This is a genomic window from Streptomyces sp. JLBG701 (genome assembly GCF_058544905.1).
Genome location: NZ_CM178588.1, coordinates 2,147,340 through 2,163,418, shown reverse-complemented (window position 1 = coordinate 2,163,418; position 16,079 = coordinate 2,147,340). Strand labels below are relative to the sequence as shown.

General features: G+C 69.5%; 16 protein-coding genes. 15 read left to right on the top strand and 1 reads right to left on the bottom strand.

What is annotated here, in order from left to right; genetic code table 11:
* Positions 1 to 52: 52 nt before the first annotated feature.
* Genes AC5DRG_RS09915 through nusB form a run of 3 tightly spaced genes read left to right on the top strand, consistent with a single transcriptional unit; the run spans position 53 to position 2,216 of the window.
* The gene (locus AC5DRG_RS09915) at positions 53 to 1,159 is read left to right on the top strand and encodes an aminopeptidase P family protein (RefSeq protein WP_491809628.1); all 1,107 of its coding nucleotides are present in this window, start codon (positions 53 to 55) and stop codon (positions 1,157 to 1,159) included.
* A gap of 59 nt (positions 1,160 to 1,218) precedes the next feature.
* Positions 1,219 to 1,785, top strand: a complete 567-nt coding sequence (gene efp, locus AC5DRG_RS09910; protein ID WP_037742222.1) for an elongation factor P — start codon at positions 1,219 to 1,221, stop codon at positions 1,783 to 1,785.
* Between the two features lie 2 nt (positions 1,786 to 1,787).
* Positions 1,788 to 2,216, top strand: a complete 429-nt coding sequence (nusB, locus tag AC5DRG_RS09905) for a transcription antitermination factor NusB (RefSeq protein WP_491809627.1) — start codon at positions 1,788 to 1,790, stop codon at positions 2,214 to 2,216.
* Positions 2,217 to 2,453: 237 nt separating this feature from the next.
* Here nusB and bldD read toward each other — a convergent pair whose 3' ends face one another.
* Positions 2,454 to 2,954, bottom strand: coding sequence for a transcriptional regulator BldD (bldD, locus tag AC5DRG_RS09900; RefSeq protein WP_003956405.1), 501 nt, complete (start codon positions 2,952 to 2,954; stop codon positions 2,454 to 2,456).
* 252 nt (positions 2,955 to 3,206) lie between these two features.
* Here bldD and pyrR point away from each other — a divergent pair, with 252 nt between their 5' ends.
* The 12 genes from pyrR to coaBC all read left to right on the top strand — a co-directional run bounded on the left by pyrR (position 3,207) and on the right by coaBC (position 16,042).
* Complete coding sequence (gene pyrR, locus AC5DRG_RS09895) at positions 3,207 to 3,797, top strand: bifunctional pyr operon transcriptional regulator/uracil phosphoribosyltransferase PyrR (RefSeq protein ID WP_491809626.1); 591 nt, start codon at positions 3,207 to 3,209, stop codon at positions 3,795 to 3,797.
* 96 nt (positions 3,798 to 3,893) lie between these two features.
* On the top strand, positions 3,894 to 4,871 hold the full coding sequence (locus AC5DRG_RS09890) for an aspartate carbamoyltransferase catalytic subunit (protein ID WP_491809625.1): 978 nt from the start codon (positions 3,894 to 3,896) through the stop codon (positions 4,869 to 4,871).
* A 5-nt stretch (positions 4,872 to 4,876) separates the two neighbouring features.
* On the top strand, positions 4,877 to 6,163 hold the full coding sequence (locus tag AC5DRG_RS09885; protein ID WP_491809624.1) for a dihydroorotase: 1,287 nt from the start codon (positions 4,877 to 4,879) through the stop codon (positions 6,161 to 6,163).
* A complete protein-coding gene (locus AC5DRG_RS09880) occupies positions 6,160 to 6,726 on the top strand; it encodes a PH-like domain-containing protein (RefSeq protein WP_491809623.1) in 567 nt (188 codons plus the stop codon). Before AC5DRG_RS09885 ends, AC5DRG_RS09880 begins: the two co-directional genes overlap by 4 nt.
* Positions 6,723 to 7,865 (top strand): glutamine-hydrolyzing carbamoyl-phosphate synthase small subunit, encoded by a 1,143-nt coding sequence (gene carA / locus AC5DRG_RS09875; RefSeq protein ID WP_491809622.1) that lies wholly within the window; start codon positions 6,723 to 6,725, stop codon positions 7,863 to 7,865. The genes AC5DRG_RS09880 and carA overlap by 4 nt, the downstream gene beginning before the upstream one ends.
* The gene (gene carB, locus AC5DRG_RS09870) at positions 7,858 to 11,166 is read left to right on the top strand and encodes a carbamoyl-phosphate synthase large subunit (RefSeq protein ID WP_491809621.1); all 3,309 of its coding nucleotides are present in this window, start codon (positions 7,858 to 7,860) and stop codon (positions 11,164 to 11,166) included. Before carA ends, carB begins: the two co-directional genes overlap by 8 nt.
* A 76-nt stretch (positions 11,167 to 11,242) precedes the next feature.
* Positions 11,243 to 12,349 carry a quinone-dependent dihydroorotate dehydrogenase gene (locus tag AC5DRG_RS09865; RefSeq protein ID WP_491809620.1) on the top strand — a complete coding sequence of 369 codons (1,107 nt, stop codon included), beginning with the start codon at positions 11,243 to 11,245 and terminating at the stop codon, positions 12,347 to 12,349.
* A complete protein-coding gene (pyrF, locus tag AC5DRG_RS09860; RefSeq protein ID WP_491809619.1) occupies positions 12,346 to 13,188 on the top strand; it encodes an orotidine-5'-phosphate decarboxylase in 843 nt (280 codons plus the stop codon). The genes AC5DRG_RS09865 and pyrF overlap by 4 nt, the downstream gene beginning before the upstream one ends.
* Positions 13,189 to 13,510: 322 nt before the next feature.
* Positions 13,511 to 13,834 (top strand): integration host factor, encoded by a 324-nt coding sequence (locus tag AC5DRG_RS09855; protein WP_003977346.1) that lies wholly within the window; start codon positions 13,511 to 13,513, stop codon positions 13,832 to 13,834.
* Positions 13,835 to 13,871: 37 nt separating this feature from the next.
* Positions 13,872 to 14,429: a guanylate kinase gene (gmk, locus tag AC5DRG_RS09850; protein ID WP_491809618.1), complete on the top strand. Its 558-nt coding sequence runs from the start codon at positions 13,872 to 13,874 to the stop codon at positions 14,427 to 14,429.
* A 38-nt stretch (positions 14,430 to 14,467) separates the two neighbouring features.
* Positions 14,468 to 14,740 carry a DNA-directed RNA polymerase subunit omega gene (gene rpoZ / locus AC5DRG_RS09845; protein WP_006382157.1) on the top strand — a complete coding sequence of 91 codons (273 nt, stop codon included), beginning with the start codon at positions 14,468 to 14,470 and terminating at the stop codon, positions 14,738 to 14,740.
* Positions 14,741 to 14,839: 99 nt separating this feature from the next.
* The gene (coaBC, locus tag AC5DRG_RS09840; protein WP_491809617.1) at positions 14,840 to 16,042 is read left to right on the top strand and encodes a bifunctional phosphopantothenoylcysteine decarboxylase/phosphopantothenate--cysteine ligase CoaBC; all 1,203 of its coding nucleotides are present in this window, start codon (positions 14,840 to 14,842) and stop codon (positions 16,040 to 16,042) included.
* Positions 16,043 to 16,079 lie beyond the last annotated feature (37 nt).

Genomic DNA, 16,079 nt, shown 5'->3' with positions numbered 1-16,079 from the left:
AACGGCACCCTCCCAACCGGCACAATCCGGTCACCCCTCCTACGCTCATCTCATGCCAGAGGTGTACACAACCCGCCGAGCCAGACTGAGGGCCAGCTGCCAAGCCGGCGGCAGCCAGTCCGCCCTGGTCTCCCGCCCCGCCAACGTCCGCTACCTAGCGGGAGCGGCCCCGAAAGGCGCCGTACTCCTGCTGGGAAAGCGCGAGGACCTCCTTGTCTGCACAGGCCCACCGGACGACCGCCCCACCGAGGGCCGCCCTGACGAGGCACTGCGCATCCAGACCCTGCCCGGCCCCGGCGGCGACCCGGCCGTCGCGGCGGCCGACTTCGCCGCGGCCCAGGGGGCCGAATCCCTGGCCGTGGAGGAACACCACCTCACCGTGACCCGCCACCGAGCCATCCGCTCGGTGGCCCCCCGGCTGCGCCTCACAGACGTCGGCGGCGCTGTCGAACAGCTCAGGGTCGTCAAGGACGAGGAGGAGATCTCCTGTCTCCGCATCGGCGCGGAGATCGCCGACCAGGCCCTAGGTGAGCTGCTGGAGTCCATCCTCGTAGGCCGCACGGAGCGCCATCTCGCCCTTGAGCTGGAACGACGCCTCGTCGACCACGGCGCCGAGGGCCCCGCCTTCGCGACCTCCGTCGCCACCGGCCCCAACTCCGGCAGACGTGCTCACCGCCCCACGGACCGCCGGGTCGAGGAGGGAGACTTCCTCTCCGTGTGCCTCGGGGCGACCTACCGCGGCTACCGCTGCGAGATCGGTCGCACCTTCGTCATCGGTACGTCCCCGGCGGACTGGCAGATCGAGTTGTACGACCTCGTCTTCGCCGCCCAGCGTGCCGGACGGGAGTCCCTGGCACCCGGGGCCGCCTACCGTGACGTGGACCGCGCAGCACGTCAGGTACTGGACTCCGCGGGCTACACCGAGGGCCTCGCCCCCCTCACCGGACACGGTGTCGGGCTCGAAATCGACGAGGACCCGCAGCTGGCCCCCGCGGCCATGGGTAAACTGGACGCTTGCGTGCCGGTCACCGTCGAACCGGGGGTCCACCTCCCGGGCCGGGGCGGTGTCCGGATCGATGACACGCTCGTCGTACGCCCTGAGGCGGACGGCGGACCCGAGCTACTCACCATCACGACCAAGGAGCTGCTCGCGCTCTAGCCTAAGAGCTACGCGCGTGCCCCGGGGTCGTCCACGTCAGTCCAGGAGATTCCGCAACCGTGGCTTCCACGAACGACCTCAAGAACGGCCTGGTGCTCAAGCTCGAAGGCGGCCAGCTCTGGTCCGTCGTCGAGTTCCAGCACGTCAAGCCCGGCAAGGGCCCTGCCTTCGTGCGCACCAAGCTCAAGAACGTGCTCTCCGGCAAGGTCGTCGACAAGACGTTCAACGCCGGCGTCAAGGTCGAGACGGCCACTGTCGACAAGCGCGACATGCAGTTCTCGTACATGGACGGCGAGTACTTCGTCTTCATGGACATGGAGACCTACGACCAGCTCATGGTCGACCGCAAGGCCGTCGGCGACGCCGCCAACTTCCTGATCGAGGGCTTCACCGCCACGGTCGCGCAGCACGAGGGCGAGGTGCTCTTCGTCGAGCTGCCGGCCGCCGTCGAGCTCGTCGTCCAGGAGACCGAGCCGGGTGTCCAGGGCGACCGTTCCACCGGTGGCACCAAGCCCGCCACGCTGGAGACGGGCCACCAGATCCAGGTGCCGCTCTTCATCACCACCGGCGAGAAGATCAAGGTCGACACCCGCACGAGCGACTACCTCGGCCGGGTGAACAGCTAACCGTGGCTGCTCGCAACACGGCCCGCAAGCGCGCCTTCCAGATCCTCTTCGAGGGTGACCAGCGCAATGCGGACGTCCAGACGGTCCTCGCGGACTGGATCCGGCTCTCCCGGGCCGACACCCGGCAGCCGCCGGTGAGCGAGTACACGATGCAGCTGGTCGAGGGCTACGCGGAGCACGCGAAGCGCATCGACGAGCTGATCTCGCAGTACTCGGTCGGCTGGACGCTCGACCGTATGCCGGTCGTGGACCGCAACATCCTGCGCCTCGGCGCCTACGAGCTGATCTGGGCCGACGAGATCCCGGACGCCGTCGTCCTCGACGAGATGGTGCAGCTGGCGAAGGAGTTCTCCACGGACGAGTCGCCCTCGTTCGTCAACGGCCTGCTCGGCCGGCTGAAGGACCTGAAGCCCCAGCTCCGCCGCGACTAGCTCCGCTGGGAGAGCCGGGGATGGGGTCGTAGGTGGCCTGGGGGCCGTCTGTGGCTCGTCGCGCAGTTCCCCGCGCCCCTTAAGGGCGCGAACTTGCCGGAGGGCCCACAGCGGCACGCTGTGGGCCCTCCGGCATTCCTGGACCCCGGCGCCCCTCCAGGCCCGCAGAAAGCCGCCGGGGTGGTCGGAACCATGAAGTTCCGGCCACCCCGGCGGCAACGTTTCTGCTGAGTGCTGTCAGCTCTCCTCGTGGGAGACCGCGCGGCGCGCGTCCGCGTCGAGGACGCCCCAGCTGATCAGCTGCTCGGTGAGGACCGAGGGCGACTGGTCGTAGATGACGGCGAGTGTGCGCAGGTCGTCCTGACGGATCGACAGCACCTTGCCGTTGTAGTCACCGCGCTGCGACTGGATCGTGGCGGCGTACCGCTGGAGGGGGCCCGCCTTCTCGGCCGGCACGTGGGCCAGCCGCTCCAGGTCCAGAACCAGCTTCGGCGGCGGCTCGGCCGCTCCGCCCGGCGTGGTGCCCGGCAGCAGTTCCTGTACGGGAACGCCGTAGAAATCCGCCAGCTCGGCAAGGCGCTGTACGGTCACGGCGCGGTCGCCGCGCTCGTAGGACCCGACCACAACCGCCTTCCAGCGTCCCTGGGACTTCTCCTCGACACCGTGGAGGGAAAGGCCCTGCTGGGTGCGGATGGCCCGGAGCTTGGCCCCGAGCTGTTTGGCGTATTCGCTGGACATATAGCTCCCCGGCACTGTGTCAACGCGGCTGGGTGTTTTCCACGCCGCGCGGCTGGTAACTCACTGTGAGGTTACGCAGCGTTACTCTGCTGCGTCAAGCCGAATGGTCCGCACCGACTCTTCCGTGGGACCGGAGGCGGGTTCCGCCATACGGGTGATCTGGGGCGACAGTCCGGCCTGCTAACGTGGGTGGCGCAAATCCGACGTCCTTTAAGGTCCGTCCCGTGAGGCGGAGAAGGAGGTCCGTTTCGTATGGACACTGAGCAGGACAAGCAGCAGTACGAGTCCGATGCGCGGCCCGTTCTCGAAGGCCCCGACATCGCGCGGGTGTTGACCCGCATCGCCCACGAGATCGTCGAGCGCGCCAAGGGCGCCGACGACGTGGTGCTCCTCGGTATTCCGACCCGGGGCGTCTTCCTCGGCCGGCGGCTCGCCGCCAAGCTGGAGGAGATCACCGGCCGCAAGATCCCGGTCGGTTCGCTCGACATCACCATGTACCGCGACGACCTGCGCATGCATCCGCCGCGCGCGCTGGCCCGCACCGAGATCCCCGGTGACGGCATCGACGGCCGCCTGGTCGTCCTCGTCGACGACGTGCTCTTCTCCGGCCGCACCATCCGGGCCGCCCTCGACGCCCTGAACGACATCGGGCGTCCCCGCGCGGTGCAGCTCGCGGTTCTCGTCGACCGCGGCCACCGCGAACTGCCCATCCGCGCCGACTACGTCGGCAAGAACCTCCCCACGTCGCTGCGGGAGACGGTCAAGGTCCAGCTCGCCGAGGAGGACGGTCGCGACACCGTGCTGCTCGGTGTGAAGCGGACCTCCTCGGGCGAGCAGCAGTAGGACGTAGGCGTACGTCCTTGTCGTGCGCCCCGCTCCTGCGCCCCCGCGCGCCCGGAATCTCCCCAATGTCGTGAACTGCCTTACGGAGCCTGAAAGATGCAGCGTCATCTCATCTCGGCCGCCGACCTCACCCGCGACGACGCCGTCCAGATCCTCGACACCGCCGAGGAGATGGCCCGGGTCGCCGACCGGCCGATCAAGAAGCTGCCGACCCTGCGCGGCCGCACCGTCGTCAACCTCTTCTTCGAGGACTCGACCCGGACCCGGATCTCCTTCGAGGCCGCCGAGAAGCGCCTCTCCGCCGATGTCATCAACTTCACCGCCAAGGGGTCGAGCGTCTCCAAGGGCGAGTCCCTGAAGGACACCGCCCAGACCCTCGAAGCCATGGGCGTCGACGCCGTCGTCATCCGGCACGGCGCTTCCGGAGCCCCGTACCGCCTGGCCACCTCGGGCTGGATCGACGCCGCCGTCATCAACGCCGGCGACGGCACCCACCAACACCCCACCCAGGCTCTGCTCGACGCATTCACCATGCGGCGCCGACTCGTCGGCCGGGACGCCGGGATAGGGCAGGACCTGGCCGGCAAGCGCATCACGATCGTCGGCGACATCCTGCACAGCCGCGTCGCCCGCTCCAACGTGGACCTGCTGCACACCCTCGGCGCCGAGGTCACCCTCGTCGCCCCGCCGACCCTGGTGCCGGTCGGCGTCGAGTCCTGGCCCTGCGAGATCTCGTACGACCTCGACAGCACCCTGTCCAAGTCCGACGCCGTGATGATGCTGCGCGTGCAGCGCGAGCGGATGAACGCGGCGTTCTTCCCGACCGAGCGCGAGTACTCGCGGCGCTACGGACTCGACGGCGACCGCATGGCCCGGATGCCCGAGCACGCCATCGTGATGCACCCCGGCCCGATGGTCCGCGGCATGGAGATCACCGCCGAGGTCGCCGACTCCGAGCGCTGCACCGTCGTCGAGCAGGTCGCAAACGGAGTCTCCATCCGCATGGCCGTCCTGTACCTGCTTCTGGGTGGCAGCGAGCCCGCCGGGAGCCACACCCGTACCGAGGAGAAGTAAGACACATGAGCAAGATCCTGATCCGTGGTGCGAAGGTGCTCGGCGGCGAGGTGCAGGACGTCCTGATCGACGGTGAGCAGATCGCGGCCGTCGGCAGCGGGCTGTCGGCCGACGGGGCCGAGGTCGTCGAGGCCGACGGCAAGGTGCTGCTGCCGGGGCTCGTCGACCTGCACACCCATCTGCGCGAGCCCGGCCGCGAGGACTCCGAGACCGTGCTGACCGGCACGCGCGCGGCGGCCTCCGGCGGCTACACGGCCGTGTTCGCCATGGCCAACACCTTCCCGGTCGCCGACACCGCAGGTGTCGTCGAGCAGGTCTACCGGCTCGGCCAGGAGCACGGCTACTGCGACGTGCAGCCCATCGGCGCCGTCACCGTCGGCCTGGAGGGCAGGAAGCTCGCCGAGCTCGGTGCCATGCACGATTCCGCGGCCGGTGTCACCGTCTTCTCCGACGACGGCAAGTGCGTCGACGACGCAGTGATCATGCGGCGGGCGCTGGAGTACGTGAAGGCCTTCGGCGGAGTCGTCGCCCAGCACGCGCAGGAGCCGCGGCTGACCGAGGGCGCCCAGATGAACGAGGGCGTCGTCTCCGCCGAGCTGGGGCTCGGGGGCTGGCCGGCCGTCGCCGAGGAGTCGGTCATCGCGCGCGATGTGCTGCTCGCCGAGCACGTCGGGTCCCGCGTCCACATCTGCCACCTCTCGACCGCCGGGTCCGTCGAGATCGTGCGCTGGGCCAAGTCCCGGGGCATCGACGTCACCGCCGAGGTGACGCCGCACCACCTCCTCCTCACCGACGAGCTGGTGCGGACGTACAACCCGGTCTTCAAGGTCAATCCGCCGCTGCGCACCGAGCGGGACGTCCTCGCCCTGCGTGAGGCGCTCGCCGACGGCACGATCGACATCGTCGCCACCGACCACGCCCCGCACCCGCACGAGGACAAGGACTGCGAGTGGGCCGCGGCCGCCATGGGCATGGTCGGTCTGGAGACCGCGTTGTCAGTGGTCCAGGAGACGATGGTGGACACCGGGCTCCTCGACTGGGCCGGGGTCGCCGACCGCATGTCCGTCAAGCCCGCGCAGATCGGGCAGGCCAAGGGGCACGGCCGTCCCGTCTCGGCTGGTGAGCCCGCCAACCTCGTGCTCGTCGACACGGAATACCGTGGGTCCGTGGACCCCGCGGGCTTCGCCTCGCGCAGCCGGAACACCCCGTACGAGGGGCGCGAGCTGCCGGGCCGTGTCACGCACACCTGGCTCCGGGGCAAGGCCACGCTCGTCGACGGGAAGCTCACGTGACACCTGTAATCCTGCTGGCCGCAGAGAAGAAATCGGCCGAGGTCACCGACTGGGCAGCCCGTATCGGCTGGCTCGTCGGCCTCGCCCTGTTCATCGCGCTCGTCTACTGGCTGATGCGCGAGGGCTGGAAGTGGCGCGGCACGCTCCAGGGCGACCTGCCCGAGCTGCCCAGCGCGCCGGAGGACCCCGGCCCGGTGAAACTGAGGTTGAGCGGCCGCTACCACGGCTCCACCACCGCCGGGCAGTGGCTGGACCGCATCGTGGCGCACGGCCTGGGCACCCGCAGCCGGGTCGAGCTCACGCTGACGGACGCGGGCCTGGACGTCGTACGCCCCGGAGCTGCCGACTTCTTCGTCCCGGCCGCCGCGCTGCGCGAGGCCCGGCTCGACAAGGGCATCGCCGGCAAGGTGCTGACCGAGGGCGGCCTACTGGTCGTGACCTGGGCGCACGGCGAGCGGCTGATCGACTCCGGGTTCCGCTCCGACACCGCGGCCGAGCACAACGAGTGGGTCGAGACCCTGACCCACATGATCAACAAGACGGAAACGGAAGGCGCACGATGACGACCTCCACCCGGGGAGCCGACAGGGTTCCCGCCGTACTCGTCCTGGAGGACGGCCGGACCTTCCGCGGCCGTGCCTACGGGGCCATGGGGGTGACCTTCGGCGAAGCGGTGTTCTCCACCGGCATGACCGGCTACCAGGAGACCCTCACCGACCCGTCGTACCACCGCCAGGTCGTCGTGATGACCGCCCCGCACGTCGGCAACACCGGCGTCAACGACGAGGACCCCGAGTCCCAGCGGATCTGGGTCGCGGGCTATGTCGTACGGGACCCCGCCCGCGTGCCCTCCAACTGGCGCTCGCGCCGCTCCCTGGACGAGGAACTGCGCGGCCAGGGCGTCGTCGGGATCTCCGGTGTCGACACGCGCGCGTTGACGCGTCATCTGCGTGAGCGCGGCGCCATGCGCGTCGGCATCTTCTCCGGCAACGCGCTGCCCGACGAGGGCACCATGCTCGCCGAGGTGCGCCAGGCGCCCGAGATGCAGGGCGCCGACCTCTCCGCGGAGGTGGCCACCAAGGAGGCGTACGTCGTCCCCGCGATCGGGACGAAGAAGTTCACCGTCGCCGCCGTCGACCTCGGCATCAAGGGCATGACCCCGCACCGCATGGCCGAGCGCGGCATCGAGGTGCACGTGCTGCCGGCCACGGCGAGCGTCGAGGACGTGTACGCCGTCGAGCCCGACGGCGTGTTCTTCTCCAACGGGCCGGGCGACCCGGCCACCGCCGACCACGCGGTCGCGGTCATGCAGGCCGTTCTGGAGCGAGGCACGCCGCTGTTCGGCATCTGCTTCGGCAACCAGATCCTGGGGCGCGCGCTCGGCTTCGGCACCTACAAGCTGAAGTACGGCCACCGCGGCATCAACCAGCCGGTGCAGGACCGTACGACCGGCAAGGTCGAGGTCACCGCGCACAACCACGGCTTCGCCGTCGACGCCCCGCTCGACAAGGTCTCCGACACGCCGTTCGGCCGCGCCGAGGTCTCCCACGTCTGCCTGAACGACCAGGTCGTCGAGGGGCTGCAGCTCCTGGACCGGCCGGCCTTCAGCGTCCAGTACCACCCCGAAGCGGCAGCGGGCCCGCACGACGCCGCCTACCTGTTCGACCGCTTCGTATCTTTGATGGAGGGCCAGCGTGCCTAAGCGCACCGATATCCAGTCCGTCCTGGTCATCGGCTCCGGCCCGATCGTCATCGGCCAGGCCGCCGAGTTCGACTACTCCGGCACGCAGGCGTGCCGCGTCCTGCGCGCCGAGGGCCTCCGCGTCATCCTGGTCAACTCCAACCCGGCGACGATCATGACCGACCCGGAGATCGCCGACGCCACCTACGTCGAGCCGATCACCCCGGAGTTCGTCGAGAAGATCATCGTGAAGGAGCGGCCCGACGCGCTGCTGCCGACGCTGGGCGGCCAGACGGCGCTCAACACGGCGATCTCGCTGCACGAGAACGGCGTGCTGGAGAAGCACGGCGTCGAGCTGATCGGCGCCAACGTCGAGGCAATCAACAAGGGCGAGGACCGCGACCTCTTCAAGGGCGTCGTGGAAGCCGTCCACGCCAAGATCGGACACGGCGAGTCCGCCCGGTCGGTGATCTGCCACTCCATGGACGACGTGCTCCAGGGCGTCGAGACGCTCGGCGGCTACCCGGTCGTCGTCCGCCCGTCCTTCACCATGGGCGGCGCGGGCTCCGGCTTCGCGCACGACGAGGAGGAGCTGCGCCGCATCGCCGGCCAGGGCCTCACGCTCTCGCCGACCACCGAGGTGCTCCTTGAGGAGTCCATCCTCGGCTGGAAGGAGTACGAGCTGGAGCTGATGCGCGACAAGCACGACAACGTCGTGGTCGTCTGCTCCATCGAGAACTTCGACCCGATGGGCGTGCACACCGGTGACTCGATCACCGTCGCGCCGTCGATGACGCTCACCGACCGCGAGTACCAGATCCTGCGGGACATCGGCATCGCCGTGATCCGCGAGGTCGGGGTCGACACGGGCGGCTGCAACATCCAGTTCGCGGTGAACCCCGAGGACGGTCGCGTGATCGTCATCGAGATGAACCCGCGCGTGTCGCGCTCCTCGGCCCTCGCCTCCAAGGCCACCGGCTTCCCGATCGCCAAGATCGCCGCCAAGCTGGCCGTCGGGTACACGCTCGACGAGATCCCCAACGACATCACCGAGAAGACCCCGGCCTCCTTCGAGCCGACCCTCGACTACGTGGTCGTCAAGGCCCCGCGGTTCGCCTTCGAGAAGTTCCCGTCCGCCGACTCCACGCTGACGACGACCATGAAGTCGGTCGGCGAGGCCATGGCCATCGGCCGCAACTTCACCGAGGCCCTCCAGAAGGCGCTGCGGTCGCTGGAGAAGAAGGGCTCGCAGTTCACCTTCGTGGGCGAGCCGGGCGACAAGGACGGGCTGCTGGCTCAGGCCGTACGGCCCACCGACGGCCGTATCAACACGGTCATGCAGGCCATCCGCGCGGGCGCCACGCAGGAGGAGGTCTTCGAGGCCACCAAGATCGACCCCTGGTTCGTCGACCAGCTCTTCCTGATCAAGGAGATCGCCGACGAGCTGGCCGCGGCGGACAAGCTGGACCCCTCGCTCCTGGCCGAGGCCAAGCGGCACGGCTTCTCCGACGCCCAGATCGCCGAGATCCGCGGGCTGCGCGAGGACGTGGTGCGCGAGGTGCGGCACGCGCTGGGCGTGCGCCCGGTGTACAAGACGGTGGACACGTGCGCCGCCGAGTTCGCGGCCAAGACGCCGTACTTCTACTCCTCCTACGACGAGGAGACGGAGGTCGCCTCGCGCGAGAAGCCGGCCGTCATCATCCTCGGCTCCGGCCCCAACCGCATCGGCCAGGGCATCGAGTTCGACTACTCCTGCGTCCACGCCTCCTTCGCGCTCAGCGACGCGGGCTACGAGACCGTGATGGTCAACTGCAACCCCGAGACCGTCTCCACGGACTACGACACCTCCGACCGTCTGTACTTCGAGCCGCTGACGCTGGAGGACGTGCTGGAGATCGTCCACGCGGAGACGCTGGCCGGCCCGGTCGCGGGCGTCATCGTGCAGCTCGGCGGCCAGACCCCGCTGGGCCTGTCCCAGGCGCTCAAGGACAACGGCGTACCGGTCGTGGGCACCCCGCCCGAGGCGATCCACGCCGCCGAGGACCGCGGCGCCTTCGGCCGCGTCCTCGCGGAGGCGGGCCTGCCCGCCCCCAAGCACGGCACGGCCACGACGTTCGCGGGCGCCAAGGCCATCGCCGACGAGATCGGCTACCCGGTCCTCGTCCGTCCGTCGTACGTCCTGGGCGGACGCGGCATGGAGATCGTCTACGACGAGACGCGACTGGAGTCGTACATCGCCGAGTCGACCGAGATCAGCCCCTCGCGGCCGGTCCTGGTCGACCGTTTCCTCGACGACGCGATCGAGATCGACGTCGACGCGCTGTACGACGGCACCGAGCTCTACCTCGGCGGCGTCATGGAGCACATCGAGGAGGCCGGCATCCACTCCGGCGACTCGGCGTGCGCGCTCCCGCCGATCACGCTGGGCGGCTTCGACATCAAGCGGCTCAGGGCTTCTACGGAGGCCATCGCTCGCGGTGTCGGTGTCCGCGGCCTGATCAACATCCAGTTCGCGATGGCCGGCGACATCCTCTACGTCCTCGAAGCCAACCCGCGCGCCTCGCGCACCGTCCCCTTCACCTCGAAGGCGACCGCGGTGCCGCTGGCCAAGGCCGCCGCCCGGATCTCGCTGGGCGCGACCGTTGCCGAACTGCGCGCCGAGGGGCTGCTCCCGGCCCAGGGCGACGGCGGCGAGCTCCCGCTCGACGCGCCGATCTCCGTCAAGGAGGCAGTCATGCCCTGGTCGCGCTTCCGCGACATCCACGGGCGGGGCGTCGACACGGTCCTCGGCCCGGAGATGCGCTCCACCGGAGAGGTCATGGGCATCGACTCCGTCTTCGGAACCGCGTACGCCAAGTCGCAGGCGGGCGCGTACGGTCCGCTGCCGACGAAGGGCCGTGCCTTCATCTCGGTCGCCAACCGCGACAAGCGCTCGATGATCTTCCCGGCGCGTGAACTGGTCGCCCACGGCTTCGAGTTGCTCGCCACGTCCGGCACGGCCGAGGTGCTCAAGCGCAACGGCCTCAACGCGACGGTCGTGCGCAAGCAGTCCGAGGGCACCGGCCCGAACGGCGAGAAGACCATCGTCCAGCTCATCCACGACGGCGAGGTCGACCTCATCGTCAACACGCCCTACGGCACCGGCGGCCGCCTCGACGGCTACGAGATCCGTACGGCGGCCGTGGCGCGGTCCGTGCCCTGCCTGACGACGGTCCAGGCGCTCGCCGCCGCCGTCCAGGGCATCGACGCCCTCAACCACGGTGACGTGGGCGTGCGTTCGCTCCAGGAACACGCCGAGCATCTGACCGCGGCCCGCGACTAGCAGCCGACGAGGGGGATACCGGAAACGGTGTCCCCCTCTTCATGAGGCTCACGAGGCTTCGAAGGACACCTGAGACATGTACAAGCTTTTCTTCCGTCTGGTTTTCAAACGGATGGACCCGGAGCAGGCCCACTACCTGGCCTTCCGGTGGATCCGCCTCGCCGTCCGCATCCCCGTGCTGCGTACCTTCGTCGCGGCCACGCTCGCGCCCCGCTACAAAGAGCTGCGCACCGAGGCGTTCGGACTGCGCATGCACGGCCCGTTCGGGCTCGCCGCCGGCTTCGACAAGAACGCGATCGCGATCGACGGGATGTCGATGCTCGGCTTCGACCACGTCGAGATCGGCACGGTCACGGGGGAGCCGCAGCCGGGCAACCCCAAGAAGCGGCTCTTCCGGCTCGTGCCGGACCGGGCGCTGATCAACCGCATGGGCTTCAACAACGAGGGCTCCGCGGCCGTGGCGGCCCGTCTGGCGGGCCGTGAGGCGGTCTTCAAGACCGTTGTGGGCGTCAACATCGGCAAGACCAAGGTCGTACCGGAGTCGGAGGCCGTCGGCGACTACGTGAAGTCGACCGAGCGGCTCGCCCGGTACGCCGACTACCTGGTCGTGAACGTCTCCTCCCCGAACACCCCGGGCCTGCGCAACCTCCAGGCCACCGAGGCGCTGCGCCCGCTCCTGAGCGCCGTCCGCGAGGCCGCCGACCGCACCGTCACCGACCGCCGCGTCCCCCTGCTGGTGAAGATCGCGCCGGACCTCGCCGACGAGGACGTCGACGCGGTAGCCGACCTCGCCGTCGAACTCGGCCTGGACGGGATCATCGCCACCAACACGACCATCGGGCGCGAGGGGCTCGGTTTGAAATCCGAACCCTCATTGGTCAAGGAGGCGGGCGGGCTGTCCGGCGCCCCGCTGAAAGCACGCTCCCTGGAGGTCCTGCGCCGCCTCTACGCGCGCGTGGGCGATCGCATCACCCTGGTGGGCGTGGGCGGCATCGAGAACGCCGAGGACGCCTGGCAGCGGATCCTGGCCGGCGCCACGCTGGTCCAGGGCTACAGCGCCTTCGTCTACGAGGGACCGTTCTGGACCCGCGCCATCCACAAGGGCCTCGCCGCCCGCCTGCGCACCAGCCCGTACGCCACTCTCGCCGACGCGGTCGGCGCCGACGCAAGGAAGGCCGTATGAGCCTGGAACCCTTTGGCGCACGCCTGCGCCGTGCCATGGACGAGCGCGGCCCGCTGTGCGTCGGCATCGACCCGCACGCGTCCCTGCTCGCCGAGTGGGGCCTGAACGACGACATCGCGGGCCTGGAGCGCTTCAGCCGCACGGTCGTCGAGGCGATGGCCGACCGGGTCGCCGTCCTGAAGCCGCAGAGCGCCTTCTTCGAGCGGTTCGGCTCGCGCGGGGTCGCCGTCCTGGAGAAGTCGGTCGAGGAGGCGCGGGCGGCCGGTGCCCTGGTGGTGATGGACGCCAAGCGCGGCGACATCGGCTCGACCATGGCCGCGTACGCGGAGTCCTTCCTCCACAAGGACTCCCCGCTGTTCTCGGACGCGCTGACCGTCTCGCCGTACCTCGGCTACGGGTCGCTGAGCCCCGCCGTGGCGCTGGCGCGCGAGAGCGGCGCCGGCCTGTTCGTGCTGGCGCTGACCTCCAACCCGGAGGGCGGCGAGGTCCAGCACGCGGTCCGTGCGGACGGCCGGAACGTCGGAGCGACCATGCTGGCCCACCTGGCCGTCGAGAACGCGGGGGAGGAGCCCCTGGGTTCCTTCGGGGCGGTCGTCGGCGCCACGCTCGGCGACCTGTCGTCCTACGACCTGGACATCAACGGTCCCCTCCTCGCGCCCGGCATCGGTGCGCAGGGGGCCACTCCGGCCGATCTCCCCGGGGTCTTCGGGGCGGCGGTGCGCAATGTCGTACCGAACGTCAGCCGGGGAGTTCTGCGGCACGGTCCCGACGTCGGCGCCCTGCGCGAGGCCGCGGATCGCTTCGCGGAGGAAATCCGGGCCGCCGTGGACGCCGCCTGAGACTCCCGAAGCCTCCCGAACCGGAATGCGGAACCGGTTCGTACAGCTCGCACGAGACCTCCGATGAGTGGCCTCGTGAGCGCTTCCTGGCCGACTTGAGTCTGAATACATCCTCAAATCCGGGGCAGTATGTCGTAAATGTCCGTCTCCAGGGAGGCTGACCAGGACTTTTCCGCTGTTCTCGCTGACTCTGGCGGACTTGCCCGCTAGTCTCCGACGAGAGTCAACGGGCAAGCGTGTTGCTCGTGGCTCACCAGGTGTGGGGCGACTAGGTTCCTCACCGGTCCGTATCCGACAGTTCGACATCCGAGGTGACGTAGGCGTGGCTCTTCCGCCCCTTACCCCTGAACAGCGCGCAGCCGCGCTCGAAAAGGCCGCCGCGGCTCGCCGGGAGCGGGCCGAGGTCAAGAATCGACTCAAGCACTCCGGCGCCTCCCTTCACGAGGTCATCAAGCAGGGCCAGGAGAACGACGTCATCGGCAAGATGAAGGTCTCCGCCCTGCTTGAATCGCTGCCTGGCGTCGGCAAGGTCCGCGCCAAGCAGATCATGGAGCGACTCGGTATCTCCGAGAGCCGCCGTGTGCGTGGTCTCGGTTCCAACCAGATCGCCTCCCTGGAGCGCGAGTTCGGCAGCACCGGTTCCTGAGTCCCGGGGCGTCCGGGATTGCTGGAATAATCGCTGCATGAGTGAACGTCCGCGGCTGACCGTGCTCTCCGGCCCCTCCGGGGTCGGCAAGAGCACGGTCGTCGCCCATATGCGCAAGGAACACCCCGAGGTCTGGCTCTCGGTGTCGGCGACGACCCGCAAGCCCCGCCCCGGCGAGAAGCACGGAGTCCACTACTTCTTCGTCACCGACGAGGAGATGGACAAGCTGATCGCCAACGGCGAGCTCCTGGAGTGGGCCGAATTCGCCGGCAACCGGTACGGCACGCCGCGTGCGGCCGTGCTGGAGCACCTGGAGGACGGAGTTCCGGTCCTCCTGGAGATCGACCTCCAGGGCGCCCGGCAGGTCCGCGAGTCCATGTCGGAGGGCCGACTGGTGTTCCTGGCTCCTCCCTCCTGGGAGGAGCTGGTGCGCAGGCTCACCGGACGGGGCACCGAACCGCCCGAGGTCATCGAGCGCCGCCTGGACGCGGCCAAGATCGAACTGGCGGCCGAGCCCGAGTTCGACGTGACCCTGGTCAACACCTCCGTCGAGGACGTAGCGCGCGAGCTGCTAGCCTTGATGGAAGTTGTGTGATCGTTTTCGATCCCATCCCACCTTTCGGAAGGCAGAGCGTGTCCTCTTCCATCTCCACGCCCGAGGGCATCATCAACCCTCCGATCGACGAGCTCCTCGAAGCCACCGACTCGAAGTACAGCCTGGTGATCTACGCGGCCAAGCGTGCCCGCCAGATCAACGCGTACTACTCGCAGCTCGGCGAGGGCCTCCTTGAGTACGTCGGTCCGCTCGTCGACACCCACGTCCACGAGAAGCCGCTCTCGATCGCCCTGCGTGAGATCAACGCGGGTCTGCTGACGTCCGAGGCCGTCGAGGGTCCGGCTCAGTAGTATTTTCTGTTTGCAGTTGGCTTATCCACAGGCCCGGCAGCGCGACTGTCGGGCCTGTGGTGTGTCATGGACGTAGGTTGCCGAGGCCGGGGAGTAACGGTGGACAAGCCGAAGGTCGTTCTGGGGGTCAGTGGTGGGATCGCCGCGTACAAGGCGTGCGAGCTGCTGCGCAGACTGACCGAGTCCGGGCACGACGTCCGTGTGGTGCCGACAGACTCCGCCCTGCACTTCGTCGGCGCGGCCACCTGGTCGGCGCTCTCAGGCCACCCCGTCTCGACCGAAGTCTGGGACGACGTCCACGAGGTCCCGCACGTCCGGATCGGTCAGGCGGCCGACCTGGTCGTCGTGGCCCCCGCGACCGCGGACACGCTGGCGAAGGCGGCCCACGGCCTCGCCGACGACCTGCTCACCAACACCCTCCTCACCGCCCGCTGTCCGGTCGTCTTCGCACCTGCCATGCACACGGAGATGTGGGAGCACCCGGCGACACAGGACAACGTGGCGACGCTGCGCCGCCGGGGCGCCGTCGTCATCGAGCCGGCCGTCGGCCGCCTCACCGGTGTCGACACGGGCAAGGGCCGGCTGCCGGAGCCCGCCGAGATCTTCGAGGTCTGCCGCCGCGTGCTGGCCCGGGGTGTCTCCGAGCCGGACCTCAAGGGGCGGCACGTCGTCGTCAGCGCCGGTGGTACTCGCGAACCCCTCGACCCGGTGCGCTTCCTCGGCAACCGTTCCTCGGGCAAGCAGGGCTACGCTCTTGCCCGCACGGCTGCTGCGCGGGGCGCCCGCGTCACGCTGATCGCCGCGAACACGGGTCTGCCGGACCCGGCCGGGGTGGATGTCGTCCAGGTCGGTACGGCCGTGCAACTGCGCGAGGCGGTCCTGAAGGCGGCCTCAGACGCCGACGCGGTCGTCATGGCCGCCGCCGTCGCCGACTTCCGCCCGGCGACGTACGCGGCCGGAAAGATCAAGAAGAGGGACGGCCAGGACCCCGAGCCCGTCGTCCTGGTGCGGAATCCGGACATCCTCGCGGAGATTTCCGCCGACCGCGCTCGCCCCGGCCAAGTGGTCGTCGGCTTCGCCGCCGAGACGGACGACGTCCTCGCCAACGGCCGCAAGAAGCTGGAGCGCAAGGGCTGCGACCTGCTGGTGGTCAACGAGGTCGGGGAGCGCAAGACCTTCGGCTCCGAGGAGAACGAAGCGGTGGTCCTGGGGGCCGACGGCAGCGAGACGCCCGTACCGTATGGTCCCAAGGAAGCCCTGGCCGAAACTGTGTGGGACTTGGTCGCGGAACGCCTCGGCTGAGGTTTCATTCGCTTCTCGGTTCCCTCGGACCTCGCAC